24 protein-coding genes and 2 pseudogenes are annotated in these 26129 nt (G+C 41.1%); 7 read left to right on the forward strand and 19 right to left on the reverse strand.

Going from position 1 to position 26129, the window contains the following annotated elements:
* Positions 1–92 precede the first annotated feature (92 nt).
* On the reverse strand, positions 93–1823 hold the full coding sequence (locus ACT3S9_RS07735) for an efflux RND transporter permease subunit (RefSeq protein ID WP_444750870.1): 1731 nt from the start codon (positions 1821–1823) through the stop codon (positions 93–95).
* On the opposite strand from ACT3S9_RS07735, the gene ACT3S9_RS07740 reads away from it, so the two are divergent.
* Entirely contained in the window at positions 1785–2486 is a 702-nt protein-coding gene (locus ACT3S9_RS07740; protein ID WP_443489204.1) for an IS1 family transposase, read from the forward strand. The two genes, ACT3S9_RS07735 and ACT3S9_RS07740, sit on opposite strands and share 39 nt — an antisense overlap.
* Positions 2487–2513: 27 nt before the next feature.
* On the opposite strand, the pseudogene ACT3S9_RS07745 reads toward ACT3S9_RS07740, so the two are convergent.
* Positions 2514–3065, reverse strand: a pseudogene (locus ACT3S9_RS07745) (efflux RND transporter permease subunit); the annotation flags it as partial.
* Positions 3066–3152: 87 nt separating this feature from the next.
* On the opposite strand from ACT3S9_RS07745, the gene ACT3S9_RS07750 reads away from it, so the two are divergent.
* A complete protein-coding gene (locus tag ACT3S9_RS07750; protein WP_086959932.1) occupies positions 3153–4121 on the forward strand; it encodes an IS30 family transposase in 969 nt (322 codons plus the stop codon).
* Between the two features lie 28 nt (positions 4122–4149).
* Here the strand turns inward: ACT3S9_RS07750 and ACT3S9_RS07755 are convergent.
* From ACT3S9_RS07755 to trhO, 3 genes and pseudogenes are all read right to left on the reverse strand, one after another.
* Positions 4150–5070: pseudogene (locus ACT3S9_RS07755) on the reverse strand (efflux RND transporter permease subunit); the annotation flags it as partial.
* A gap of 3 nt (positions 5071–5073) precedes the next feature.
* Positions 5074–5994 (reverse strand): efflux RND transporter periplasmic adaptor subunit, encoded by a 921-nt coding sequence (locus ACT3S9_RS07760; protein ID WP_441835037.1) that lies wholly within the window; start codon positions 5992–5994, stop codon positions 5074–5076.
* 285 nt (positions 5995–6279) lie between these two features.
* The gene (gene trhO, locus ACT3S9_RS07765) at positions 6280–7287 is read right to left on the reverse strand and encodes an oxygen-dependent tRNA uridine(34) hydroxylase TrhO (protein ID WP_441835033.1); all 1008 of its coding nucleotides are present in this window, start codon (positions 7285–7287) and stop codon (positions 6280–6282) included.
* Positions 7288–7483: 196 nt separating this feature from the next.
* Between trhO and ACT3S9_RS07770 the strand changes: the two genes are divergently transcribed.
* Both ACT3S9_RS07770 and ACT3S9_RS07775 read left to right on the forward strand, forming a co-directional pair.
* Positions 7484–8812, forward strand: a complete 1329-nt coding sequence (locus ACT3S9_RS07770; protein ID WP_441835034.1) for a DEAD/DEAH box helicase — start codon at positions 7484–7486, stop codon at positions 8810–8812.
* A 2-nt stretch (positions 8813–8814) separates the two neighbouring features.
* A complete protein-coding gene (locus ACT3S9_RS07775) occupies positions 8815–9645 on the forward strand; it encodes a CvfB family protein (RefSeq protein WP_441835035.1) in 831 nt (276 codons plus the stop codon).
* 151 nt (positions 9646–9796) lie between these two features.
* Here ACT3S9_RS07775 and ACT3S9_RS07780 read toward each other — a convergent pair.
* Together ACT3S9_RS07780 and ACT3S9_RS07785 are read right to left on the reverse strand one after the other, a co-directional pair.
* A protein-coding gene (locus tag ACT3S9_RS07780; protein WP_110957763.1) for an IS3 family transposase occupies positions 9797–11340 on the reverse strand; the annotation gives its coding sequence in 2 pieces (ribosomal slippage) (positions 9797–10875 and positions 10875–11340; 1545 coding nt in all).
* Positions 11341–11387: 47 nt separating this feature from the next.
* Positions 11388–11852, reverse strand: coding sequence for a nuclear transport factor 2 family protein (locus ACT3S9_RS07785; RefSeq protein ID WP_444750871.1), 465 nt, complete (start codon positions 11850–11852; stop codon positions 11388–11390).
* A 1032-nt stretch (positions 11853–12884) separates the two neighbouring features.
* Between ACT3S9_RS07785 and ltrA (ACT3S9_RS07790) the strand changes: the two genes are divergently transcribed.
* Positions 12885–14240 (forward strand): group II intron reverse transcriptase/maturase, encoded by a 1356-nt coding sequence (gene ltrA / locus ACT3S9_RS07790; RefSeq protein WP_444750872.1) that lies wholly within the window; start codon positions 12885–12887, stop codon positions 14238–14240.
* Positions 14241–14308: 68 nt separating this feature from the next.
* Here ltrA (ACT3S9_RS07790) and ACT3S9_RS07795 read toward each other — a convergent pair whose 3' ends face one another.
* Entirely contained in the window at positions 14309–14635 is a 327-nt protein-coding gene (locus tag ACT3S9_RS07795; protein WP_192532262.1) for a DUF7709 family protein, read from the reverse strand.
* A gap of 700 nt (positions 14636–15335) precedes the next feature.
* Here ACT3S9_RS07795 and ltrA (ACT3S9_RS07800) point away from each other — a divergent pair.
* On the forward strand, positions 15336–16691 hold the full coding sequence (ltrA, locus tag ACT3S9_RS07800; RefSeq protein ID WP_444750872.1) for a group II intron reverse transcriptase/maturase: 1356 nt from the start codon (positions 15336–15338) through the stop codon (positions 16689–16691).
* A gap of 73 nt (positions 16692–16764) precedes the next feature.
* Here ltrA (ACT3S9_RS07800) and ACT3S9_RS07805 read toward each other — a convergent pair whose 3' ends face one another.
* The 5 genes from ACT3S9_RS07805 to ACT3S9_RS07825 form a co-directional block, all read right to left on the reverse strand.
* On the reverse strand, positions 16765–17181 hold the full coding sequence (locus tag ACT3S9_RS07805) for a hypothetical protein (protein ID WP_444750873.1): 417 nt from the start codon (positions 17179–17181) through the stop codon (positions 16765–16767).
* A 127-nt stretch (positions 17182–17308) separates the two neighbouring features.
* Positions 17309–17725, reverse strand: coding sequence for a nuclear transport factor 2 family protein (locus ACT3S9_RS07810; RefSeq protein WP_444750874.1), 417 nt, complete (start codon positions 17723–17725; stop codon positions 17309–17311).
* A gap of 65 nt (positions 17726–17790) precedes the next feature.
* Positions 17791–18120 carry a hypothetical protein gene (locus tag ACT3S9_RS07815; protein ID WP_444511493.1) on the reverse strand — a complete coding sequence of 110 codons (330 nt, stop codon included), beginning with the start codon at positions 18118–18120 and terminating at the stop codon, positions 17791–17793.
* A gap of 84 nt (positions 18121–18204) precedes the next feature.
* Positions 18205–18903: a DUF3592 domain-containing protein gene (locus tag ACT3S9_RS07820; RefSeq protein WP_444511494.1), complete on the reverse strand. Its 699-nt coding sequence runs from the start codon at positions 18901–18903 to the stop codon at positions 18205–18207.
* Between the two features lie 109 nt (positions 18904–19012).
* Positions 19013–19522, reverse strand: a complete 510-nt coding sequence (locus tag ACT3S9_RS07825) for a ClbS/DfsB family four-helix bundle protein (RefSeq protein ID WP_441996500.1) — start codon at positions 19520–19522, stop codon at positions 19013–19015.
* A gap of 239 nt (positions 19523–19761) precedes the next feature.
* On the opposite strand from ACT3S9_RS07825, the gene ACT3S9_RS07830 reads away from it, so the two are divergent.
* Positions 19762–20733 (forward strand): integron integrase, encoded by a 972-nt coding sequence (locus tag ACT3S9_RS07830; protein WP_444750875.1) that lies wholly within the window; start codon positions 19762–19764, stop codon positions 20731–20733.
* 286 nt (positions 20734–21019) lie between these two features.
* On the opposite strand, the gene pyrF is transcribed toward ACT3S9_RS07830, so the two are convergent.
* From pyrF to cmk, 6 genes are all read right to left on the reverse strand, one after another.
* The gene (gene pyrF, locus ACT3S9_RS07835) at positions 21020–21724 is read right to left on the reverse strand and encodes an orotidine-5'-phosphate decarboxylase (RefSeq protein WP_444750876.1); all 705 of its coding nucleotides are present in this window, start codon (positions 21722–21724) and stop codon (positions 21020–21022) included.
* 44 nt (positions 21725–21768) lie between these two features.
* Entirely contained in the window at positions 21769–22905 is a 1137-nt protein-coding gene (lapB, locus tag ACT3S9_RS07840; RefSeq protein WP_441835539.1) for a lipopolysaccharide assembly protein LapB, read from the reverse strand.
* A gap of 2 nt (positions 22906–22907) precedes the next feature.
* A complete protein-coding gene (locus ACT3S9_RS07845) occupies positions 22908–23189 on the reverse strand; it encodes a lipopolysaccharide assembly protein LapA domain-containing protein (protein WP_441835538.1) in 282 nt (93 codons plus the stop codon).
* Positions 23190–23210: 21 nt separating this feature from the next.
* Entirely contained in the window at positions 23211–23498 is a 288-nt protein-coding gene (gene ihfB / locus ACT3S9_RS07850) for an integration host factor subunit beta (RefSeq protein ID WP_441835537.1), read from the reverse strand.
* A gap of 62 nt (positions 23499–23560) precedes the next feature.
* Entirely contained in the window at positions 23561–25228 is a 1668-nt protein-coding gene (gene rpsA, locus ACT3S9_RS07855) for a 30S ribosomal protein S1 (protein ID WP_441835536.1), read from the reverse strand.
* Positions 25229–25323: 95 nt separating this feature from the next.
* Positions 25324–26034 carry a (d)CMP kinase gene (cmk, locus tag ACT3S9_RS07860; protein ID WP_444750877.1) on the reverse strand — a complete coding sequence of 237 codons (711 nt, stop codon included), beginning with the start codon at positions 26032–26034 and terminating at the stop codon, positions 25324–25326.
* Between the last annotated feature and the right edge of the window lie 95 nt (positions 26035–26129).

Here is a 26129-nt window from a genome sequence, read left to right on the forward strand (position 1 = left end):
AAGCATTCCTAATCGCGGTTTAGGCGTTAATTGTGTGCCTAATCGACTATTTTTTCAAAGAAAAATAGTCGATTTCAGATTTTAGTTGTAGCTCAGGTCATTTTATCAAGTTCTTGGGCTAATTGTTTAGACTCATCACCTCTAGGCGAAGTGAAGCGTGCAAGCCCTAAATAAATAACAGGAGTAAGGTAAAGCGTAAATAATACCGCAAGTGCAAGACCACCAAATACAACCCAACCGATGGCATTACGTGCCTCGGCTCCCGCCCCTGTTGATAATATAAGAGGTAGAGCACCCAATAGCGTAGATACTAAAGTCATGGTAATAGGTCTTAATCTAACTAAAGCGGCCTCTTCCACTGCTTTACGCACTGAGTTTCCTTGGTCACGAAGTTGATCAGCAAACTCGACCAATAAAATGGCATTTTTCGCAATTAATCCAATCAGCATGACTAAACCTATTTGCGAGTAAATATTTAAGGATGTACCTGTCAGATAAAGAGCTAAAATTGCTGAGGTGATGCCAAATGGCACAGTAATCATGACAACTACAGCACTATTTATACTTTCAAATTGTGCTGCAAGTACAAGTAAAACAATTAACAATGCTAAAATATAGGTTAGCAATATTTCATTACTGGTCTCTTCAAATGTAAGTGCTTCACCTTTAAACATTAAAGTAATACCATCGGGTAAAGAGGTATCAGATACGTCTCTAATGTGTGTTACTAGCTCTGCTAATGTTAAATCTTCCGGAAGCTCCATATCTACTTCAATAGAGCGACGCTGGGCGTGCCGTTCAAGTTCAGCGGCAACACCTTCCTCTGTTATTGTAGCGAGACTGCTTAATGGAACCAATCGACCATCAGCAGCACCTATATATAGGTTTGCTAAGTCGCTGGGATCATTAATTGTCTGGTTTTGAGCTTGTAGCATGATGGGTATAGATTGGTCACCTATATTTAAATCAGCCACATCCTCACCATTTATAGCAGCGCGCAAAGTAATAGCTATATCACTGAGCTCAACACCGAGATCTTCAGCTCTATGCCTGTCTATATTTACCCGTAGCTGTGGCTGGGAAGGTTGATAAGAAATACGTACCGGCGCAACGGCTGGAATTTTTTCTTCAAGAGCTGCAGAAAATTGTTGTGCTGCTTTAAATATTTGCAGGTAATCTTGACCTAATAAAGCGAGTTCAATTCCACCCCCTTGGCCACGTAAATTAAGACTATTAGAGCCAGATACTCGCCCTGGAGCTCCTGGAATAGCACTAACTGGTTCACGTATTTTATCGATAATTTCTTGTTGGCTAAATTGTCGTTCGTCCCAATGCTTCAATGGCACTGTAATTAATACAATATTAGGATCATATTGACCAACAACAGTATACATAGATTCGATTTCACCACTTTCAAGGTATGGCATTAAAGTATCTTCTATTTGCAGTGCCTGCCTGTCCATAAAATTTAGGCCAACGCCATCAGGGCCTCGCGCAAAAATACGGATTTCACCGCGATCCTCTGAAGGTAATAATTCATTGTCTAAATTTAAATAAAGCGCACCAGAACCTGTTGCAACTAAAACACAAACAGCGAACGTAAGCCAAGCATGATCAAGAACCCAATGTATTGACTTTGTGTAAATACGCGCAAGTATATGGCCAAATTTAGCGAATGGGTGAAAACCACCTGGCTTCAATTTTAATTTTGGGTGGTGTGTCAGAAAGTATGCTGAAGAAATAAAGGAGGGTGACAGCCAAAGCAAGATGATATATTTGAGGTTATGAAGACACAAATAGATATCAGCTGCCCCGACTGTCACAGTCCCAGTTTAAAGAAAAACGGCATAAAAAGCTATGGCAAGCAGAACTACCAATGCAAGGACTGCAAACGTCAATTCATTGGTGACCATGCCTTAACTTATAAGGGCTGTCACTCTAAAATAGAAGACATCATACGGCTAATGACGGTGAGAGGTTGCGGTGTTAGAGACATAGCTATTATAGCCTCAGTCAGTATCGGTAAAGTATTGGGCACCATAGGCTCATCTGTTTATAAGATCGCGCCTAAGAAGCGCTACTATGAACGCTTAGAGGTTGATGAGTTCTGGACTTACGTGTATCGCAAGAAGCGTAAAGTCTGGCTCATCTACGCTTATGACCGTGCTACTAATGAGATTGTCGCTTATGTCTGGGGCAAACGTGACTTAAAAACAGCTAAGAAGCTAAGAGCACGTTTAAAGCAACTTAAAGTAAGCTATGGCTCTATCAGTATGGACAACTGGGATAGCTTTAAAACCGCCTTTAAAGGTGATCACAAACAGGTTGGCAAACAGCATACCATAGGTATAGAGGGTAATAACTGTCGCCTTAGACACCGATTAAGACGAGCGGTTAGAAAGACTTGTTGCTTCTCAAAAAAGCTTGATAATCATTTTAAAGTGTTTGATTTGGTGTTCTTTTACATCAATTATGGCTACGTCTGATGCCAGCATACTTTTTAGAACACCACCTAATTTTGAAGTCAGTGCAGGTACTAATGATAAGGCAACAAAGCTTGAAATAATGACAGCGCCAGCAAGTACACCACCAAACTCTCTAAACAAACGCCCTACTGTTGATGGTAAAAAGGCAATCGGTACAAATACTGCAGCCAAAACAGCAGTAGTAGCTATTACAGCAAAAAACACTTCACGAGTGCCAATTACAGCGGCTGCCCTTCGGCCAAGCCCCAAACCACGCTGCCTTTGAATGTTTTCACTGACAACAATGGCATCGTCCACAATTAGGCCTGTAGCAAGAACTAGGGCGAGTAATGTTAAAATATTAATTGAAAAACCAAGTACCCATATTAACGCCAGCGATCCCACCAATGCAACAGGAATTGCAAAAGCAGGAACAAGCGTTGCCCGCCAAGAACCGATAAATACCCATAGGGTAATGATCACCAAAAGTACTGTTAAAACTAACGAAGTGATCACTTCTTTAACTGAGCTTCGAATAAATAACGCATCGTCAGATGTAAGAGTAAACTGTAATTCAGGAAAACGTGTGCGCATTCCATCCTAAATTCGGATAATAAGTGCAATTTCTCAGATTAGATGGCCAGCTGTTATAATTCGGCCATTTTCTCGCCAAAGGAAATTGCTTTAATGAAATATAAACAGCTGACACAAGAAGAAAGATACCAGATTTACGCGTTAATAAAAGCAGGAAATAACCAAAAGCAGATAGCTGAAGAACTAACTCGTTCACCGTCATCTATTTCTAGAGAGCTAAAACGCAATAAAGGACTTAAAGGCTATCGGCCTAACCAAGCCAATAACTTTGCTGAACAAAGACGTAAGTCATCTTTCAAAGCAAGTAAGTTAACAGAGGACGTCACTCACTGGATTAATAAATTGTTGCATGACGGACTTTCCCCTGAGCAAGTGGCAGGCCGCTTAGCTTTAGAGAAACAGGTCGTTTTACATCATGAAACAATTTATCAATATATTTACAGAGACAAGGCTCGTGGTGGCAAGCTACATAAGACACTCACTCGTGCATGTAAAAAGTATAAAAAACGCTATGGAAGCTATGATAAACGTGGACAGATAGTTAATCGAGTCAGCATTGATGAACGCCCAAGTATTGTGGATTCAAAGTCTAGGATTGGTGATTGGGAGGGCGATACAGTGATAGGTAAAGGGCGTAAAAATGCGCTTGTCACAATGGTTGAACGTAAAACGTTATATACAGTCGTTCACAGAATTGAAAGCAAGCATGCGAAAATAACAGCCGATGCGCTGATCACGTGTATGACACCATATAAAGGTAAGGTTATTACCGTGACGTTAGATAATGGAAAAGAGTTTGCTCACCATGAGCATGTTGCACAAAAATTAGAAGCTGATGTGTATTTCGCTCATCCCTATTCATCATGGGAGCGGGGCATAAATGAGAATACCAACGGCTTACTTAGACGCTTCTTCCCCAAGGGAACTGACTTTATGGCGCTAAGTGAAGCAGAGATACAGGCGGCAGTTGATAAGCTCAACCATCGGCCAAGAAAAACAAGAGGGTATAAAACCCCTCATGAATTATTTACGGGGCAATCAGAAGTTCTGGTGGCTGCATAATGATTGCACTTAATACTTGAATTCAAGCATCTAATAAATTTAATACTTCATCTGAAATCTCAATTGTATTAGATTGCGCTTGACGGATAATTTCCAACCCGATAACTGGAACACCATTTAAGCGAACCATTGAAAGCGGATCTGCAGGGCCAAAGTAAACAGCGGCAACATCACCAATACGAGTATCACCCTGTATTATAATATCAGCTATTTGTTCAGCATTAATTGAAGTTGCATCAGCACGTACAATAATTTGCTGATCATTGGCTTTTAAGCTACCCGCAGGTACATCAAAGGGAGCTTCGAGAAGCACATCTGCTACGTCAGGCACGGTAAGGTTAAAACTGCTCAGTTTTAAAGGATCAATACGAACCCGCAAAACACGCTCTCTATCACCATTTAAGCGCACATCAGCCACGCCAGGAATGGTTAAAAATTGAGGCGCTAAATCTGTTTCAACACGTTCGGTTAGTGCCTCTAGAGATACTGTGTCACTTGAAACAGTTAAAGAGACAACAGCTTCAGCATCATCATCAGCCTTAATAATTGAAACCTGCTCTACGTCGTCAGGTAGTTCACGCTCTATTCTAGCAACTGATTCTCGGGTTTCGTTAGCTGCATTATCGAGATTAACCCCCGGGCGAAACTCAACCACAATACGTGAGTTACCTTCCTCACTTTGTGCGCGAATAGACTTAACGCCGCTTACACGAGCGACCGCGCCCTCTAATTTACTAGTAACTTCGGTATCTACTGTTTCGGGAGATCCTCCAGGAAATGCCGCACTAACCGTTATCTTAGGCATATCAACATCAGGAAGTTCACGCACCTCAACACCTGCAATTGCAGCAATACCAGCAATTATGATCAACAAATTTAAAACCACAATCAGCACTGGACGGCGAATAGCCATTGAGGGCAAATCGTTCATTAGTGGGAGTTGTTTCATAACTTACTCCTGAACGCTTGAACTGGTCGAGTTAAAAATTAGGTCCTGCTGAGAACGTAAAGTCTGTACACCTTCTACCACTAGTAAGTCATCAGTTTTTAAGTTACCGCTTACAAGCAGTCTTCCAGCTAAACGTTGAGCTATTTTCACATCAACACGCACTGCTTTTTTATCAATACTTTTCCATACATAAGGCCCCGTAGCTCCCCATAAAAGTGCAGCTTCAGGGATCACAGCAAAGTTATCCCCTTGGGACTGAATATGCACCCGAAAACTCATCCCTGGAATAAATTGTTGATTATTATTGTTAACTTTTGCTTTCACTCTCAATGTACGAGTTTGTGAATCTATCCGAGAGTCTAAATAAGCAACTTTAGCAGCAACCTGTTGTTCTCCCTGCCATGGAATAACCACAACTTCTCCCTCAGTTTTCAGTATATTTATTGCAGATTCGGGAGCATTAAAATTAATATAAAGTGAGCTAGTGTCATCGATTGTCGCAATAGCGGTTTGCGGTGTTATCCGATCGCCTACTTCTACGTCGGTTAAACCCATAATACCACCAAATGGAGCAATTACGGTTCGATCCTCAAGTTCAGTTTCGGCTTGTGTTACAGCGACCTTTGCAAGCTCAAAAAGAGTTTTAGCATCATCTAAGTCACTTTGAGGCACGGCACCTTTAGCATGACTTTCAATTAATCGTTCAACCGTTCTTTGAGTATCATTAAAGGTTATTTTTGCTTCGCTAAGTGCTGTTTTTTGTCTACGTGAGTCAAGTTCTAACAGTATTTCACCTGCTTCAACTTTATCTCCTGGTGCAAAATGCACGGCCGTTACTTTATCTCCAACAGCAGGGTAAAGCGTCACCGAACGTATTGCTTCAGCGTCCCCAACTGCTTGAACTTTCTTTTCACTACGCTCCATCGTTATTGGTTTTACAATTACATTAGCTGCAATAGCTGTTCTTGCAAAAATTACACTAATAAAGATTAAAATACTGAATGATAAAAGTTGTCGCTGCAAAAGTTCACCTAAATGATAACTATTTTATTTATGTACGTAGTGTAACAACAGTAAGTTCAATGAAAAGAAAAGTTCGATTAATTAACATAATGCTGAGGTAAGTATAAAAAGGTGGCTAGGGTGAATAGCTAGATATAAAAAAAGCCCTACTAGGGCTTTTTTTAATTAGAACATACTGTATTAAAGCTACTTTTGACGTTGAGCGTCTTTTTGTGCTTTTTTAGCATCTTTACGTTTTTGTAAAACAGCTTGAGCTTCATTACCGATGTGACCTTCGCCACGGGCTTGTGCAAGTTCTATTTGTTTTTGTCGTTCAGCAAAGCGCGCTCTTTGTTCATCAGTAACATTATCTATACAATGATGACATGACACACCTTCCATGTACTCAGGCTTTTGTTTTTCTTGCTCAGTGATAGGCATACGACACGCATGACATTGATCGTATGAACCCTTTTGTAAATCATGATCTACGGCAACGCGATTATCAAATACAAAACACTCACCTTCCCACATGGTTTCCTCTTTTGGCACTTCTTCTAAATATTTTAAAATACCACCTTCAAGGTGATATACATCATCAAAGCCCTTCTCTTTCATGTAGGCAGTTGATTTTTCGCAGCGAATACCGCCAGTACAAAACATGGCTACTTTTTTATGCTTTTTAGGATCTAAATTTTCTTTTGCCCACTGCGGAAATTCACGGAATGTAGTCGTATTTGGATCGACTGCATTTTGAAAAGTACCAATCTCAATTTCGTAGTCATTGCGTGTATCAATTAAGATAACCTCTGGATCTGAGATTAAAGCATTCCAATCTTTTGGTTTCACATAGCTACCGACAGCTTTTAGAGGGTCTATACCCTCAACACCCATTGTTACAATTTCTTTTTTGAGTTTTACTTTAGTACGGTAAAATGGGCATTCGTCATCAAACGATTCTTTAGTCACTATATTATCAAGGCTTGGTTGTGTGCTAAGCCATGCGAGTAAATTGTCAATACCTTGGCGTTTAGCCGATACCGTTCCATTAATACCTTCAGCGGCAAGTAATAATGTACCACGTACCTCATTGGCTTCCATTACCGCTAACAGCGGCTGACGTAATGCTTCAAACTCAGGTAAAGCAACAAATTTATAGAGCGCGCACACAACAAAGTGTTCACTGGTGACATTATCTTTATGTACAGCAGACATGGGGATTCCTATTTTGCTTTGAGAGCCAATATTGGCAACAACCGAATCGTAAATCCGGCGCAGGCGCGCATTTTACCCGATTTACATTTAATTGCAAAAACTAGCTAAGTTACTGCGTTTTTCCTGTCTCCTTGGTGTATATCTACGTTATAATAAACTGTATTTTATTTGATTTTGCTCATCGGAGAACAACACATTGCATTTTACTGAACTTGGGATTGATACACGCCTTGAAAAGCAGCTTGCCCACCAAGGGATCACTCAGCCCACTGATATTCAAGCCCATGCGGTGCCTACAGCACTTGCAGGCCATGACATTTTCGCTCAGTCTAAAACGGGGTCAGGTAAAACATTAGCGTTTTTATTACCTGCCGTGCAGCGTGTTATGAAGCAAAGAGCACTCAGTAAACGTGATCCTCGGGCATTAATTGTCGCTCCCACTCGCGAGCTTGCAACCCAAGTATTTACCCAACTTAGATTGCTCATTGCGGGTACTAATATAAAAGCAGTAAAAATACTCGGTGGCGAAAACTTTAATGACCAAGTTAAAGCACTACGTAATGATCCGCAATTTGTCATCGCCACACCAGGGCGTTTGGCTGATCATCTGACTCAACGTTCATTACAGTTAAGTGGCCTTGAGTTACTTATATTTGATGAAGCCGACCGCATTTTAGACTTAGGTTTTTCTGAACAAATAAAAATGATTAATGAGTTGGCCGACCATCGATTACGCCAAACGTTATTGTTTTCAGCAACACTTGATCATGCTCAAATTGATGCCCTATCACGTAATTTATTACGTAAACCAAAACAAATTACGCTAAGCGCCGCTAACGAGCAGCATTCAGATATTAAACAAAGCTTATATTTAGCAGATCACTTAGATCATAAAGAAGCCCTACTTAAGCATTTTGTCACGCAAGATGATGTGGGACAGTGTATTATCTTTACTGCTACGCGCTCTGATACTCAAAGATTAAGTGATTTATTAACTGCAAAAGGCATTAAAGCACAAGCACTCGCTGGCGATTTAACACAAAATAAACGTCTCGATATTATGGATGCGTTTAGTCGTGAAAACTTTAAAGTACTGATCACCACTGATGTAGCCTCTCGTGGCTTAGATTTATTAAGTGTAACTCATGTTATTAATTTTGACTTACCTAAACACGCCGAGGAATATGTACACCGCATAGGTCGTACCGGCCGTGCTGGTTTTAAAGGAACTGCGATTTCGTTAGTCGGACCAAAAGATTGGCTGAGCTATAAAGCAATCAAAGCATTTTTAAATGACGAACTAACTTTTCATACTATCGAAGGCCTTACCGGTAAATTTAAAGGCTTACGTGAGAAAAAGGTTACTCCAGAATCAGTTAAAACAGATAAAAAAGCCGTTGTTTCAAAAAGTATAAAACCAAAGCGAAAAACCAGCCCCAAAAAACCAAAAGCGCCAATTAAAGCCCCTATTGATATAGACGCTAATACGCCCATGCGTCGCAAAAAAAAGCCTGAGCAGGAATAATTATGAGTTACCTCGGAACCACCCAAACCTTATTTGTAAATGAAGTATCAAACGAAGGTGCTTATCTTGATGGCCATGATTTAGGTGAAGTATTTTTACCTAGCCAAGAAATTAAACATGAGCTTGAAGCCGGCGATAGCATTAGCGTATTTATTTACCTTGATCATGCCAATCTTGCTACAGCAACAACTAAAAAGCCGATTGCTCAAGTTGGTGAATACGCCCTACTTCGTGTTAAAGAAATCAACAGCATTGGGGCTTTCTTAGATTGGGGATTAGACAAAGATGTACTTGCCCCGTTCAATGAACAAAAACCACGTATGCAAGAAGGCCACTCCTACTTGGTACGTCTTTACTTAGATAACGCAAGCTCACGTATTTGTGCATCTAGTAATTTCAATCGTTTTCTATCAAAAGATGAACCACAATACACTGCCCTTCAGGAAGTCAATTTAATTGTGGCTGGCAAAACAGATATCGGCTACAAAGTATTGATTGAAGAAGCACATTTTGGTGTGGTTTTTTATAATATGGTATTTAAGAATTTATTTATCGGCCAAAAATTAACAGGCTTTATCCATAAAGTCCGTGAAGATGGCAAAATTGACGTGATACTTGAAAAGCCAGGTATGGGAAAAGTAAGTGAACTAGGTGAAAAAATCATGCAAAAGCTAAAAGACGAAGGCGGTGTTTTAGCAATTGGTGATAAGTCAGATCCTGTACTTATTAAAAAGGTCTTCGCTACTAGTAAAGCAAACTATAAAAAAGCCATAGGCGGTTTGTTTAAGCAAGGTTTAATTGATATTGAAGCTAAGTCTATTAAGTTAAAATAATAAAAACTAATAATATTAAATGCTTAATAAAAGAGTAAAGTGAAAGCTTTGCTCTTTTTTATAAGCTTCAATGGCAACTATGAGCTGTGAGTTCAGACGGGCGATAAACTCGCTTTCGGTGTTTGTCAAACTAGTTGTCGCGATCACTACGTTATGCACTCTCAGCCTTGACACTATTTTGTTCAGGGTTTAAGTACACTTCTTTTGGTAAATCCCAATTACGGATATTACCGCTCCAGCGCTCAGGGTGAGCATCTTTAGCACCTTGATAAACTTCTTTTCTATTAGCCAATATGTCACCCGCTAATCCTGAATGCCTTTGATGTGGGCTGACGTATTTGATGCCACTATGTTTGTGGTTAAAATTATACCAGTGGCTAAATTTCAACACCCAACTACGCGCCTCATCAATTGTTGAAAACCCTTTATACGGATAGTCAGGCCGATATTTACACGTTTTAAATATCGACTCAGCATAAGCATTATCATTGCTCACCCTAGGACGATTAAAAGACGACACGACACCTAAACTATAAAGTGTTTCAAGCATTGATGAGCCTTTCATTGGGCTTCCATTATCCGAATGCAGTACCAGAGGATTATCTTTAACTCCTTCTTTTAAATGAGCTTTCTTAATTAATATTGATGCATTTTCTGCTGATTCGTCATCATGAATTTCCCATCCAACAATCTTTCGACTAAATATATCGAGTATCAAATATAAATAAAAATGCAGCCCTTTAGCGGGGCCTGGTAACCAAGTAATATCCCAACACCACACTTGGTTTGGCCCTGTAGCACAGTGTGTCGTCGGTACTTTTCTCTCTTTTATCTGACTACGTCCGCGAGCGTTTTGCTGTTTTTCTTCATGAAGAACACGATAATATGTTGATTCAGAAGCAAGATAAATACCCTCATCTGCTAATGTAGGGACGATTTGGCTTGGTGGTAAGCTCTTAAAATCATCGCTATTAACGATGGCTAATATGTTATCTCTCTCTGCTTTTGATAGCTTATTTTTTGGCTCAGGGCGCTGAGATATTGGTCTACCATCTGTTTTTATGTTCCCGTCAACAGTCCAACGTTGATACGTCCGGACACTGATCCCAAGTTCACGGCAAGCTTTAAACTTTGGCGCACCAGAACTCACAGCTTCATTAACTAGTTTAACTGCTTGAATGCGAGCTGAGTCGAGGATCATTCGTCCTCGGCTTCCCCCCAGATCGCATTTGCTTTTTTTCTTAACACCAATAGTGCTGCGGTTTCAGCGAGTGCCTTATCTTTTCGACGTAGCTCCTTTTCTAATTGATTGATCTGTTTTTTATCTTTCTTTGTTTCGGTGGAGAAGGCTTTTTCTTGCTCTTTAACGTTAGCGTTTGCATCTATACACGCATTTCGCCAAGCCGATACTTGTTCCACATAAAGACCTTTGCCTCGGCAATATTCCGCTAACTCAGCTTGATTTAAAGAGGCTGTTTCCAACACGACTGAGAATTTATTTGCTGATGACCACTGCTCAGCATTCTTTCCATCACCTGGCACTAAATGCCCCTTATCAATTGCTTGTTTTCGCCAATTATACAAGGTTGATTCACCAATCCCCATCTCGATTGATAATTGGGCTATTGCTATATTATTTGGAGGCATCATCTTCTGAAGAGCCGACTCTTTGCTTTGCGCTGAATAATGTTTCATTGTTACTCCACGCCCTCTGTTTAATGGTTGAATATTAAGCGCGACAACTAGTCTGACAGAGAGGGATATTTCCGAATCACTGCTATTTTTCCATCTTCGATTTCCAAAACTTCCATCGTTGAGTAGTGTAATTCAATGAGTTTATTTGTTTGAGGGTGAATTCCCTTACTAGATGTGGTGTATGTAATGGTAATCACATTGTGAGCGGGAATAACTTGGTTCAAAGTAGCTTCATGTTCAGAATGAGATCCTAAATAAAACAACATCCCTTCGCGAATACTTTCTTTGCCGTCAGGTAACCGGGAGTCATCCGAATCGTAGGGCAAGTGTTGGTGGGCGACATCAGGTTTAAGGAAAGACAGGTAGTGCTCTAAGTCTTTTTCAGTAGCATCAGGTGCCTGTGTTGCTGCCCATGCTAAAAAATACTTTTTTCCGAATACGGATAAATCTGTGTCTGCTATCGCGTTAAATGACGAGACTAAGGTAAAAAAAGTAAGCATCCATCTATTCATAAAAACCTCCACTGTTTAGATTAGGTATAACGCCAGCAATAAACGGCGCCCTGACAAGGGCGTCCGGTGGAGGCCGAAGGCCGGAACGAATTTAATTGCCTTGTTAAATCGTCACTTCCCACGGCAATGGTTCTCGTAGAAATCTAACAGAAAATCGTCAGTTTCTTGGTTAGCTGCGGACCAATCATAACCAAACCAATTGTCCCAACCAGATTCGATAATCAACTTACCCCGATGAAAACGTGGATGGACGGCCTCATCTGTTACCGGAGGGACATACGGCCCCCAGCGGTAAAAGCCATAGCGCAGCATGAGTAACAGACTGACTTTCCATGAACGCCAAAATGAGAAGGTCGAAATGGTTACCCTCCCACTGGCGTTATCTCTGACTTCGAATCCCTTACTCATAGTCTGTCGTGACATTTAACGCCGAAGCTCAGTTGCCGCTGTAGAGCGAAGCGGAACAGCGGTCAATTGCAGCGACTTGTGTACGCCCGACATGGGCATTGACTTATGAGGTGAAAGTCCTCTGTAGGAAGATCACCGTTTAAATAACACACTGTTATTAAACGATAACTACTAGCGAATGGCAAGGGCTAAATCGCGAGAGATAGTCTAGAGGAAGCCGCTAGCAAATCTGTGAGCTGATGAACAAAAACATCATATGAGGCGTAGGCTGGAGACGAGCTAGCACAAGATAGCGAAGTCATGTGATCTAACGGCCACCGTAAATGATGCAGTTGTGCAGAGAAAGTCGATGCACCTTATTCGGGGAGATCTGATAAACACGCATCCGCGCTAACGCTTGGAGATTACCAGTTAGGGACTGGTTGTTCAACCCTTGGCGCTTTGGTTGCTGCGACCTACAGCGAGCGAAATAGCAGTAAACAAGCATTAGTTTCGACGCGCTTTATCGAGTAATCGCTAGAGTGATTTATCAGAAGTCAGCAGACGGCATAGTAGCCAAACGCCCATCGTAATGGAGGGGACACGGTGAAGGCCTGAACATCTTAACCAGAGGAGATACTACAAATGAACTTGAATTCACATAGATCACCGTGTTGTGATAGTGATGAACAGCGTTCGACTGTGAATAATACCTCGAATGAATACAACAAAACAGATCGTGACCTGATGGCAAGGGTACTGAGCAACCACAACATTGGTGCAGCATGGCAACATGTTAAGCGCAATAAAGGGGCTGCGGGTATTGATAATATGAGTATTGAGGAATTTAATGACTTCGCTAAGTTACATTGGCTGGGTATTAAACAACAATTACTTAGCGGCACTTATCAACCCTTGCCAGTCAAACGCGTGATGATACCCAAACCCGATGGCGGTGAGCGAATGCTTGGGATCCCTTCTGTTATTGACAGAGTAATCCAACAAGCTATTGCTCAAGTGATTAGCCCTTACTTTGAGCCTCTATTTTCACCACATAGTTATGGTTATCGCCCTCATAAAAGAGCCAGCCAAGCAGTAAATCATGTTCAATCTTGTGTTAAACAAGGTTATAAAACAGCAGTTGATATTGACTTGTCTAAGTTCTTTGATGAAGTAAACCATGACATGCTGATGAATCGTGTTGGTCGTAAAGTCAAAGACAAAGCACTCATGCGCCTACTTGGTAAATACCTCCGAGCGGGGATCGCAGAGCGCGAAACGGGTCTGTGGTTTGAGTCAACCAAAGGAGTCCCTCAAGGTGGGCCATTATCCCCTTTGCTTTCCAACATCTTACTCGATGAATTAGATAAGAAGCTAACCTACAAACACCTTAAGTTTGCACGTTACGCTGATGATATAATCATTTTAGTAAAAACGAAAAGCGAAGGACTCATAATCCAGCGGGAAATTACTGCGTTCATCACTCAGCGATTAAAACTCAAAGTGAATGAATCGAAAAGTCGAGTCGGTCCCGTATCAGGCTCGAAATTTCTCGGGTTTACCTTCCGTTACGCTCAAGTGCAGATCCACGAACAGGCGCTAAAGAAATTCAAAGCAAATGTAAGAGAACTCACTAACCGCAACTGGGGGATCTCAATGACCCTACAAATTCATAAACTCACACAGTATTTGCGCGGCTGGGGGAACTACTACCTAATAGCCAACGCTTATCAGCTAACGGTGGATTTAGATCACTGGATCCGACGTAGGATAAGAATGTGCTACTGGCGGCAATGGCGTAAACCTCGCACCAAAGTACGCAGTTTAATGAAATTGGGTGTTAGCGAACGACTCGCCATAGCCTGTGGTATCACCAGTAAAGGCCCTTGTAGAAGCTCAAAAACAAAAGGAATTAACATTGCGCTAGGTAATGACTATTTAGCATCACAAGGTTTAGTGTCATTGAAAGATATTTGGATCAAAATTCATTACGGGAGATGAACCGCCCATTGCGGACCCGCATGATGGGTGGTGTGGGGGCTGGAGGTTAGAGACCTCCGGCTACCCGATTAGCTTTGTTTGCCAAGGTATTCTTTAGCGTACAGGCCAACTAAACTACGCCCAGGATTTTGACCGTTAATCCATTCATCAACGGAGAATAGCTCAAACAATCCAACTTTAATCAAGGTCGGTACTGCGATCTTCAGCTGCTCTTCTACCTCGCCACGCTCACCTGCGTTGTATAAAGCGACGTTGCGGAGCATCGTGGCAACCGTACCTGTTTGTACCTTACTTCCATCTTTAAGGGTGACTGCGGGAAGCTCTTCTCCTTCGGCCACGATCTTTTTATTGATCGAACCAAGTTGCTCGATATTTTCTGGTGAACCTTCGGACATCTCGATCTCCTTCAATAATTTTCGTAATAGCTAACGCCCAGCTCAGCCGCAGTTTGTAAGTTGACGTTTTGTGGAAACCTTTTGCGTAGCAAAACCACAAAACGGCGACTTACAAACTGTCGAGCGCACGAAGTGCGCGTTGCTGGAGCGACTTGTGTACGCCCGACATGGGCATTGACTTATGAGGTGAAAGTCCTCTGTAGGAAGATCACCGTTTAAATAACACACTGTTATTAAACGATAACTACTAGCGAATGGCAAGGGCTAAATCGCGAGAGATAGTCTAGAGGAAGCCGCTAGCAAATCTGTGAGCTGATGAACAAAAACATCATATGAGGCGTAGGCTGGAGACGAGCTAGCACAAGATAGCGAAGTCATGTGATCTAACGGCCACCGTAAATGATGCAGTTGTGCAGAGAAAGTCGATGCACCTTATTCGGGGAGATCTGATAAACACGCATCCGCGCTAACGCTTGGAGATTACCAGTTAGGGACTGGTTGTTCAACCCTTGGCGCTTTGGTTGCTGCGACCTACAGCGAGCGAAATAGCAGTAAACAAGCATTAGTTTCGACGCGCTTTATCGAGTAATCGCTAGAGTGATTTATCAGAAGTCAGCAGACGGCATAGTAGCCAAACGCCCATCGTAATGGAGGGGACACGGTGAAGGCCTGAACATCTTAACCAGAGGAGATACTACAAATGAACTTGAATTCACATAGATCACCGTGTTGTGATAGTGATGAACAGCGTTCGACTGTGAATAATACCTCGAATGAATACAACAAAACAGATCGTGACCTGATGGCAAGGGTACTGAGCAACCACAACATTGGTGCAGCATGGCAACATGTTAAGCGCAATAAAGGGGCTGCGGGTATTGATAATATGAGTATTGAGGAATTTAATGACTTCGCTAAGTTACATTGGCTGGGTATTAAACAACAATTACTTAGCGGCACTTATCAACCCTTGCCAGTCAAACGCGTGATGATACCCAAACCCGATGGCGGTGAGCGAATGCTTGGGATCCCTTCTGTTATTGACAGAGTAATCCAACAAGCTATTGCTCAAGTGATTAGCCCTTACTTTGAGCCTCTATTTTCACCACATAGTTATGGTTATCGCCCTCATAAAAGAGCCAGCCAAGCAGTAAATCATGTTCAATCTTGTGTTAAACAAGGTTATAAAACAGCAGTTGATATTGACTTGTCTAAGTTCTTTGATGAAGTAAACCATGACATGCTGATGAATCGTGTTGGTCGTAAAGTCAAAGACAAAGCACTCATGCGCCTACTTGGTAAATACCTCCGAGCGGGGATCGCAGAGCGCGAAACGGGTCTGTGGTTTGAGTCAACCAAAGGAGTCCCTCAAGGTGGGCCATTATCCCCTTTGCTTTCCAACATCTTACTCGATGAATTAGATAAGAAGCTAACCTACAAACACCTTAAGTTTGCACGTTACGCTGATGATATAATCATTTTAGTAAAAACGAAAAGCGAAGGACTCATAATCCAGCGGGAAATTACTGCGTTCATCACTCAGCGATTAAAACTCAAAGTGAATGAATCGAAAAGTCGAGTCGGTCCCGTATCAGGCTCGAAATTTCTCGGGTTTACCTTCCGTTACGCTCAAGTGCAGATCCACGAACAGGCGCTAAAGAAATTCAAAGCAAATGTAAGAGAACTCACTAACCGCAACTGGGGGATCTCAATGACCCTACAAATTCATAAACTCACACAGTATTTGCGCGGCTGGGGGAACTACTACCTAATAGCCAACGCTTATCAGCTAACGGTGGATTTAGATCACTGGATCCGACGTAGGATAAGAATGTGCTACTGGCGGCAATGGCGTAAACCTCGCACCAAAGTACGCAGTTTAATGAAATTGGGTGTTAGCGAACGACTCGCCATAGCCTGTGGTATCACCAGTAAAGGCCCTTGTAGAAGCTCAAAAACAAAAGGAATTAACATTGCGCTAGGTAATGACTATTTAGCATCACAAGGTTTAGTGTCATTGAAAGATATTTGGATCAAAATTCATTACGGGAGATGAACCGCCCATTGCGGACCCGCATGATGGGTGGTGTGGGGGCTGGAGGTTAGAGACCTCCGGCTACCCGATTAGCTTATGATTTTGCGGCACCAATAGTTTTACAAAAGCTTTCAATAACAGCTTTTTCAGGTGATGAAACGCCACCAGAAATAGAATAACTAATTGATATTTTTGAATTTGAACCGGATTCTTCTACGACCACATTAAGGGGTGCAGTTTTACCGTTACCGTATGAAACGTCTTGGCCTGCGGAAATAATACCAAGATCTTTGTCAGAACTTGAAATTTTCCAGCCGCCTTTTGCTATTTGTTGGTATATTTTTTTGTAGGCTTCTGCGGTTGAAACCCCTTCAACTTCAGCCCATGTTTTAAAGGTTTTTCCTTTAAAAAAGCTGCCTTCTTTTGTGAAGTTAGTTTCGCATTGCTCCGCTGCCAAAGTATTAAAACTAACGCAGAAAGAAAGTAACAGAATTGCTTTAGATTTTTTCATAATTCCCTCAATTGGTTATACCCTAAAAATTGTTGATAGCTTCGGGCATGGAAAAGCTAACGCCTGAATTCAGCCGCCGGCCGCTGGCGCAGCCAGTGGACGGTCGGCTGGAATGAATTGTTAGCCATCAACTCGAATTCTTCTTTAGAGCAGACGCTATTAGTTGGCTACAACCGAACCAACCCCAATAGATTCTATGGTTCATGATTTTGTAGTCAGAAATCTGCATGACTTCGAGAATGTCGATTTGATCGCCTTCAGGAGTTTCCCTCGGGTACTCCCAAATAAGGGTGTCACCGTTGATGAAGTATTTGCCTGTTCGATGCCAACGAACTAGATCATTGGGTCTTCGCTTAGTACCCTCCTCCAAGAAGCGAACAATCTCCTGCCGCCCCCGAAGAACGCCAGAGTCTTGATCTAGGATGGCTGGCACAAGCGGGCTTTCGAAGACAGCATCTTCAGCGTACAGATTGATGAGGGATGGAACATCCCGACCCTTGGCATATTCGTGCCATTTCTCATAGATGGTTTCAAACTCGTTCATATCTCTCCCATGAAGGCTAACGCCCGCCATCATGCGCTTGTCGCATGCATGGCATTGTTATGTGTTTATTTTTCAGATTTTTTGATTTCATATTGGTCTGCGCCATGATTCCCCAGATTCGGGGCACTATTTCTTGGCTTAAATATTGGAGCCGTCGGATGCTTCGGGTAGTAAAGGTTGATAGTAAACCGTTCGGCATACTCACAAGAACGAAGATCAACCAATGTTCCGGCCTCAACAGTGACTCCTTGAGCCTCCACATCTTCTGCCAGCTCAGCAACGAAGGGCTTAGAACACAATAGGTCCATGCCTGGAGAATTTGCCCACCAACCTACTGCCGCACCTACAATTAGGCTCAGGGCAACGGTCAAAGCAACCAGAAACACTCTCTTCAATCTTCACCCCCCTGCAACACATAACGCTAAGCTAAGCCGAGCGCGCTTTTTGCGCGTCGGCTTGAGCTTTTTGTTAGAGCCATTTTAACTTGCAATCTCAGGAAGAAAAGAAATGTCAACATGGTATTTTTTGGGGTTGTCTCTTTCTATTAGAACAGTAATTTCATCAGTATTAATGTGCTCAGTGGGATCGAACCATATATTTTCACTACTAAATAAGTGTATTTCAGATGTGGTAGGGTTTTTCCATTGAGCACAAATTTTATATGGGTTTCTACCATTTACTTCAAGTGAGCCATTGATTTCCACGTTTTGAAATTTGGCCTTAATTGGAATCCCATTTTTTTTCAAATATTCAATCTTTTTACCCTTCAAGCTTCCTAGCAGTATGATTAAGAATCCAGTGAGGAAAAAAACCGAACCTAGCCCCCCCAAAATAGTTGGCGCACCCCACAAAGAAAAGAAACCATTTATTTTAGCTCGCTCAGGAAAAGTCTCTTGATACAAAATTTCAACAATTTCGCCTCTAGAATAACTTGGAGGGTTACTTCCAGACGACGAGGTGAATTCAATAGTTGAACCATCTTGTGTTATAAATTCAATCATCGGTCTATATGTATCTGAGTCACTTGATCTTGAGCGTACAAGTTCTACGACTGTCCCGTCAGCTGTTAGCGCATTCTTCAGAAAATCCTGTGTATTTGTAAATAAGAAAAATGCCCCGACTAGCATGCCAAGCCCGACCACTGTAAACGTATATTTTATTATTGAAATTGTTCTCATATTTTTCCTTGTAGCTCTAACGCCGTTGTAACCGGCAAAAAATTGTTGGCTAAAATTTTGTGAAGTACGAGCAAAGCCAACAAATTTTTTGTCCGCGTTGACGACTTTGTTATGTGAATTCTCGATTGAAACGCCGAACTTTTGTACGCATATTTTTCATAGGTGACGATGTATTAAACTGAATCATACGCCCCAAAGTCCATTGTTCATACCACGCAACACCATACAAATCATGGTCACTTAAGCTTGAAATGAGTAAAAGTATCTCGTTAACCGTAGACTCAAGCTCAATGAGTAAATCGTCATATTTCCACTGACGATACTCTTCGTGGAAGCTTTCAGCAAGCGAGCCTAATTGATTCCATTTATAACCTGTTTCTGGGAAATCAACTTGTTGGTTTTGAGCTCTTAAGTTATACCATTTAAGAACGAGTCTCCCCCAACCAATCAAGTAAGCCACTGTGTCACTAACGCTAATGACTGTACCTTTGATATTTCCCTCTACTCCAAGTTTGCGAGCTTTGCTTTCCGGAATTGAACGATAGTCAGCCATGAGTTTCGGAAATATTGAGTTTATCGCTAACTCCAATTCATCCTTGTTTTTTGGCACAGAAGACATTTTGATCTCCATTCACATAACAATTTTATAGTGCGCTCATTGCGCATATATCTGCCAATGTCACGCTCATGTATTCAATAATTCTTTTTAACAAATAACTTAACACATTGCTACATATAATTTTTTATTAGTACTCAAACTCTCAATAAAAGACAAAATGCGCTCGCCGCTCATTTTCTTGAATATGTGTGCATCACAACTATACTGTATATAAAAACAGCACTATTATTGGTAATAGTATGAAAACACGTTCCCCATTTTTAAATTACATAGCTGAATATATGCTAGTTCGTCAATATTCATTGCGCACCGTAGATACGTACCTAAGATGGATTGCATCTTATATCCATTTTCATAATAAACGTCATCCCGCCTCAATGGGGGACAATGAAGTCGAACGCTACTTAGAACATTTAGTGTTAAAGCAAAACGTTGCACCACGTACGCAAGCTACCGCACTCAATTCATTGTCATTTTTATACAAGCACATAATAAAAAAAGAACTCTCATTAAATTTAAATTTTGCTCGTAGTAAAAAACAAGCAAAGCTCCCTGTAGTGATGACCCCAGAGGAAGTTAAAATGTTGATGGCTCATTTAAATAAGCGCTATTATTTAATTGCAGCCCTTATGTATGGAAGTGGCTTAAGAGTAATGGAAGCGGTGCAATTAAGGGTGAAAGATATTGATTTTGATTACAAGTGTATTCAAGTATGGAATGGCAAAGGTAATAAACACCGTATTGTAACGCTGGCCACCGAGCTAATTCCTATGCTGAGAAATCAAATTCTGCAGGTTGATGACTATCTAAAACTTGATTTAAATAATACGGAATATGCTGGCGTATGGATGCCTTATGCTTTAACAAAAAAATATCCTTCTGCCTCAAAATCACTTGCGTGGCAGTATTTATTTCCCTCACATATATTAAGTACAGATCCTCAAAGTGGTGAAATAAGACGACATCATTTTCATCACTCGTGTATAAGAAAAGAAGTAAAAAAAGCCGTTCAAAAATCGGGATTAACAAAAATAATAACACCGCATACCTTGCGTCATTCATTTGCAACGCATCTATTGCAAAGTGGCGCCGATATTCGCACCGTTCAAGCACAATTGGGCCATTCTGATGTCAAAACCACACAAATATATACGCATGTTTTACAACAAGGAGCAAACGGTGTTGTAAGCCCATTAAGCAAAATTTTCTAGTTAACTTACTATGAGGCGAAAAGTGCGTTAGCGGAACGGCCGCTTTGTAGAATAAAGAAAATAGCATTAAACGACTTGAACCATCTCTTGCTCGCTCAAAGTCGCCATTAAAGTATTTACTTTAACTGATTTTAGAACATAAACGAGTTAGTACAACCGGCCGCTTATGGCACATTGCGGGCTATTTATCGCCAAGTTAGTAAGTTTGTATACCTAAAAGCAAAAAGAGCAAAGTAAGTACTTTGCTCTTAGTATTAGTAATAGTACTAATTGAAATAACGCTTGGTTATTTTAACGAGTCATTAATTTCTTTAAGAACCGTCACCGGATCAACAGCTTGTGTAATCGGACGCCCAACAACTAGGTAGTTACTACCATCATCAATGGCTTGCTTTGGTGTCATGATACGTTTTTGGTCGCCTGCATCACTGCCTGTAGGGCGAATGCCTGGGGTCACTAGTTTAAAATCTTCACCTAGTTCTACTTTTAATTGCTTGGCTTCTTGTGCTGAGCACACTACTCCGTCAAGGCCTGCTTCTTTTGCAAGTTTTGCTAAATAGATAACCTGTTCTTCTGGGGTTTTATCAACACCTAAACGAGTAAGCTCAACTTTATCCATGCTGGTTAAAACAGTAACCGCAATTAATAAGGGGGCTTTATCACCAAACGGTTCAAGTGCTTGTTTCGCCTTGGTCATCATTTCAACACCACCACTGGCATGCACATTAACCATCCATACTCCCATCTTAGCTGCTGCAGTTACAGATTTAGCTACCGTGTTGGGAATATCATGAAATTTTAAGTCTAAAAATACATCAAAGCCTAAATCAATTAGTTCTTTAACAAATGCAGGACCAAAGTAAGTAAACATTTCTTTACCTACTTTTAAGCGACAATTGGTAGGTGATAATTGTTTAACAAAATCCAGTGCTGTTTGTTGATCGTCATAATCAAGCGCTATAAGAACTTTTTTTGAATCTTTTAAAGACATAACTTTCCTAAACAAGTTGTAAATATGTGTTCTAACTAGAAGAATTAAAAGCCGTCAATACCACGGCTTGGGACAATTGTTTCCCAATGTTTGCACGATGGGCAAACCCAATAAATAGTATAACTTGTAAAACCGCAATGCTGACACTGAAAGTCAGGCTTGGTGGCGATATAAGACGTTACTAGCTTATCAATTTGATCAAGCACTTCTTTTATATCGCCATTTTGTTTAGCTAACAACTGCAGTAAAAAACTGAAACCACGAATTGTGGGTTGTCGCTTTAAGCTATCAGTTAAAAACGTTATCGCCTGGTCAGTATGACCCTGCTCGAGTAACGCTTGGCAATGTTTTATTTTTATTAACACCCCACCTTTATCAAGAAGCTGTACAACTAACTCATGAAACTGTGATGTTAAATTCAATTGATTATAGCTATGTGCAAGCTCTTCTATAAAGAGCGGAGCAAAAAATGTAAAATTACAAATGAGTTCTCGCCAATAGTAAATAGCTTTTACATAATCTTCTTTTGCGTAGGCAGACTTACCCAATTCATACAAAGGCCTAATTACTTTGTGATTTAAGCTAATAGCTTTACGCATTATTTGTGGGTTGTTTTCAACTAAAGCAGCTTCACAATAAAAATTAGCAATGGCTTTAAAGTGTTGAGGTTTTGAGAATAACTCTCTGTGGCCTTCAAACATACTAATGCCCTTGCCCCACTCACGGGTTTGCGAGTATAGATTCAAAATCGGGTCTAATGCGTCTATGTGATGGGCTTTAACTAACCAGACTAGGTGCTCTTCGGCACTATCTAATAGCCCTGCCATAATATAATCTTCGGCAAGTTCTAAGCGACTAGCAGTTGCTTGTTGCTCATTAAGACTTGGATGCTTTAATAGCAACTCGTGGATTTTTATTGCGCGGTCAAGCTCGCCGCGGCGCCTAAACATAGTGGCAAGCGTTGAATAATGCTCAACAGAGTCAGCAGCGACTTCTAGTAAATTAATAAGGTGTTCAAGGCCTTGATCTTCTTCTCTATCAAGAAGAAACTTCAACCCTTTACTGTATTCAGAGGTGATCTGACGATTAAGTTGATGAGCTTTATTTTTAGCACTGTTTTTTCCCATGATCCAGCCATAACCAGCTGCCACAGGCAAAAGTAAAAACAAAAGCTCAATCATAGTTAGGTGTCTTTATTAGCAACAAGCTTTTTATTGTCTTTTTCAGGCGCTAATCTTTTTTTCAAACGATAGTTTTGCCACTTCAACTGCGAAAACAGTTTAAAGCTGATAAAACAACCAATTGCGACACCTAAAGCAAAGCAGATACTTATTATCATGGCTAGGGGTAATGTACTACTAGCAATAATATAATTTATTTGCACAAGTTGTGGATTTTGCGAACCAAGCACAAATGCAAATATGAAGCATATTGCTACCAGAATAATTTTTAATACCCTAAACAAGTAACTACTCCAATCAATAAACTAGGCAATACTCGCGTTTACGCGATCACGTAATTCTTTACCTGGTTTGAAATGTGGTACATGCTTACCATCAAGCTCAACAGTGTCACCGGTTTTAGGATTACGGCCAGTACGTGGAGAACGGTAATGCAGTGAGAAACTACCAAAACCTCGGATCTCAATACGATCTGAGCTCGATAATGATCCGGCCATTTGTTCAAGAATTTCTTTTACTGCATTTTCAACATCTTTCACTGGTACATGTGCGTGTTGTTCGCCAAGTGTTTCTATCAATTCTGACTTAGTCATAGCGTTTCCTTAAAAAAAGATAAAGGAAGGGCAATAGTGCCCTTCCCATTAAGACTGATTAATTAGTCTTTTTGAGCACTTTTAAATGCTGCAGCCATTGCGTTTTCAAACACTGGCTCTTCTTTCTTAAGCTTCTCAATTACTTCTTTCTCTTCTGCTTCGTAAAGAGCTTTAACAGATAAGCTTAGGGTGCGGTTCTTACGATCAACACCAACATATTTCACTTCGATCTCGCTGCCTACAGAAGTAACTGTTGTTGCGTCTTCAACACGCTCTTGAGAGATATCAGCTACACGAATGTAACCTTCAACACCTTCAATAAGCTCAACAGTTGCACCTTTAGCATCAACTTCTGTCACTTTACCTTTAACAATAGCACCTTTTTTATGTGCATCAAGATAGTTATTGAATGGGTCAGCTTCGATTTGCTTAACACCTAGCGAAATACGTTCGCGCTCTGGGTCAACTTGCAATACGATTGCAGTGATTTCGTCGCCTTTCTTAAACTCACGTACAGCGTCTTCGCCAGGCGTGTTCCAAGAAATATCTGAAAGATGTACAAGACCGTCAATGCCACCTTCAAGACCGATAAAGATACCGAAGTCAGTGATTGATTTGATCTTACCAGTAACTTGGTCGCCTTTGTTTTGAAGACGAGCAAATTCCTGCCAAGGATTAGCAATACATTGCTTAAGACCAAGAGAAATACGACGACGTTCTTCGTCGATTTCGAGAACCATAACTTCAACTGTGTCGCCAAGGCTAACAACTTTTGAAGGATGGATGTTCTTGTTAGTCCAATCCATTTCAGAAACATGTACTAGACCTTCAACGCCTTCTTCGATTTCTACGAAGCAACCGTAATCTGTAAGGTTAGTAACACGACCAGAAAGTTTAGAACCTTCTGGGTAACGACCAGCGATAGCGGCCCATGGATCTTCGCCAAGCTGTTTAAGGCCTAGAGATACACGAGTCTTTTCTTTGTCGAATTTAAGAACTTTAACTGCGATTTCGTCACCAACATTAACGATTTCTGAAGGGTGCTTAACACGCTTCCACGCCATGTCAGTAATGTGTAGTAGACCATCAACACCACCAAGGTCAACGAATGCACCGTAGTCAGTAAGGTTCTTAACGATACCTTTAACTTCTTGACCTTCAACAAGGTTAGCAAGAAGTTCTTCACGTTCTTGTGAGTTTTCTGACTCGATAACTGCACGACGTGAAACAACAACGTTGTTACGTTTTTGATCAAGCTTGATTACTTTAAATTCAAGCTCTTTACCTTCAAGGTGTGTTGTGTCACGTACAGGACGAACATCAACAAGTGAACCAGGTAGGAAAGCTCGGATTGAATCAACTTCAACTGTGAAGCCGCCTTTAACTTTACCGTTGATAACACCAGTAACAGTTTCTTGCTCTTCACATGCTTTTTCAAGACGGATCCACGCTTCGTGACGCTTCGCTTTCTCACGAGAAAGGATAGTTTCACCGAAACCGTCTTCGATTGCATCAAGTGCAACATCTACTTCGTCGCCTACAGCAACTTCTAGTTCACCAGCAGCATTTTTGAACTGCTCTGCAGGGATAGCACTTTCTGATTTAAGACCAGCATCTACAAGTACAATGTTATTCTCGATAGAGATTACTGTACCTTTAACAATAGAGCCTTGCTCTGCTTCAAAACCCTTTAAGCTTTCTTCAAATAACTGCGCAAAATTTTCTGACATACGAATATACGTCTCATATATTAATACCAATAAGCAACCATGCTGCATGGGGTTGTTAAAATAGCACTGGCATCCTGCTGGCGCATAAAATGTGTTTAGCTTCGTTTAGGAAGCTTACCTTCAGAGATTGCAATATCAATTAAATTGATTACTTTATCAAATACTTGCTGAGCATTAAGCTCGCTAGTATCTATTTCAATAGCATCTTCTGCCGGCACAAGCGGCGCAACGGTACGATTCATATCGCGATCGTCACGAGCTTTAATGTCTTCAAATAGACCACTCAGTGTAACACTTAGTCCGCGCTCGTTCAACTCAACAAAGCGACGGCGCGCGCGCTCTTCTGCGCTAGCTGTTAAATATATCTTTAGCGTCGCATCAGGGAATACAACGGTGCCCATATCACGGCCGTCAGCAATTAAACCATTTTCGGTTTTAAAAGCGCGCTGGCGACGTAGCAACGCTTCGCGAACGCGAGGTAAGGCAGCAACTGTAGATGCTTCAGCGCCTACTTCTTCATCACGTATTGTTGTAGTAACATCTTCGCCTTCTAATACCACTTTAGATTTATTTGTTTGACTATCGACCAAAAACTGTACATCGAGATTGGCAGCAAGGGGCACTAACGCTTCTTCATTATTTAATGCAATTTGATGATGAAGTGCTGCTAGCGATAAAACACGATAAATCGCGCCACTGTCCAGCACATCCCATCCTAATGTTTCGGCTAACAAGCGACAAACGGTTCCTTTACCTGAACCACTTGGACCATCAACGGTGATTACGGGCATTAATAACGCCTGCATTTAAACCTCCTGCAATGCACACCAAAATAAACGACAGCATTATACTTCAGATAATAAAATATATCCGCTTTTTTGTGGTTAACTTTTTATTATGA

The organism is Pseudoalteromonas sp. AOP31-A2-14, from assembly GCF_052378035.1.
GTDB lineage: Bacteria > Pseudomonadota > Gammaproteobacteria > Enterobacterales > Alteromonadaceae > Pseudoalteromonas.

Excerpts from the sequence above, each read along its gene's own strand:
- ACT3S9_RS07740 (WP_443489204.1), top strand. The coding sequence starts at position 1,785 with ATGAAGACACAAATAGATATCAGCTGCCCCGACTGTCACAGTCCCAGT.
- ACT3S9_RS07825 (WP_441996500.1), bottom strand. The coding sequence starts at position 19,522 with ATGTCTTCTGTGCCAAAAAACAAGGATGAATTGGAGTTAGCGATAAAC.
- ACT3S9_RS07775 (WP_441835035.1), top strand. The coding sequence starts at position 8,815 with ATGAGTTACCTCGGAACCACCCAAACCTTATTTGTAAATGAAGTATCA.
- rpsA (WP_441835536.1), bottom strand. The coding sequence starts at position 25,228 with ATGTCAGAAAATTTTGCGCAGTTATTTGAAGAAAGCTTAAAGGGTTTT.
- pyrF (WP_444750876.1), bottom strand. The coding sequence starts at position 21,724 with ATGTCTTTAAAAGATTCAAAAAAAGTTCTTATAGCGCTTGATTATGAC.
- ACT3S9_RS07750 (WP_086959932.1), top strand. The coding sequence starts at position 3,153 with ATGAAATATAAACAGCTGACACAAGAAGAAAGATACCAGATTTACGCG.
- ACT3S9_RS07760 (WP_441835037.1), bottom strand. The coding sequence starts at position 5,994 with ATGGAGCGTAGTGAAAAGAAAGTTCAAGCAGTTGGGGACGCTGAAGCA.
- ACT3S9_RS07785 (WP_444750871.1), bottom strand. The coding sequence starts at position 11,852 with ATGAATAGATGGATGCTTACTTTTTTTACCTTAGTCTCGTCATTTAAC.
- ltrA (WP_444750872.1), top strand. The coding sequence starts at position 15,336 with ATGAACTTGAATTCACATAGATCACCGTGTTGTGATAGTGATGAACAG.
- cmk (WP_444750877.1), bottom strand. The coding sequence starts at position 26,034 with ATGCAGGCGTTATTAATGCCCGTAATCACCGTTGATGGTCCAAGTGGT.
- ACT3S9_RS07805 (WP_444750873.1), bottom strand. The coding sequence starts at position 17,181 with ATGAAAAAATCTAAAGCAATTCTGTTACTTTCTTTCTGCGTTAGTTTT.
- ltrA (WP_444750872.1), top strand. The coding sequence starts at position 12,885 with ATGAACTTGAATTCACATAGATCACCGTGTTGTGATAGTGATGAACAG.
- ACT3S9_RS07795 (WP_192532262.1), bottom strand. The coding sequence starts at position 14,635 with ATGTCCGAAGGTTCACCAGAAAATATCGAGCAACTTGGTTCGATCAAT.
- lapB (WP_441835539.1), bottom strand. The coding sequence starts at position 22,905 with ATGATTGAGCTTTTGTTTTTACTTTTGCCTGTGGCAGCTGGTTATGGC.
- ACT3S9_RS07830 (WP_444750875.1), top strand. The coding sequence starts at position 19,762 with ATGAAAACACGTTCCCCATTTTTAAATTACATAGCTGAATATATGCTA.
- ACT3S9_RS07810 (WP_444750874.1), bottom strand. The coding sequence starts at position 17,725 with ATGAACGAGTTTGAAACCATCTATGAGAAATGGCACGAATATGCCAAG.
- trhO (WP_441835033.1), bottom strand. The coding sequence starts at position 7,287 with ATGTCTGCTGTACATAAAGATAATGTCACCAGTGAACACTTTGTTGTG.
- ACT3S9_RS07820 (WP_444511494.1), bottom strand. The coding sequence starts at position 18,903 with ATGAGAACAATTTCAATAATAAAATATACGTTTACAGTGGTCGGGCTT.
- ihfB (WP_441835537.1), bottom strand. The coding sequence starts at position 23,498 with ATGACTAAGTCAGAATTGATAGAAACACTTGGCGAACAACACGCACAT.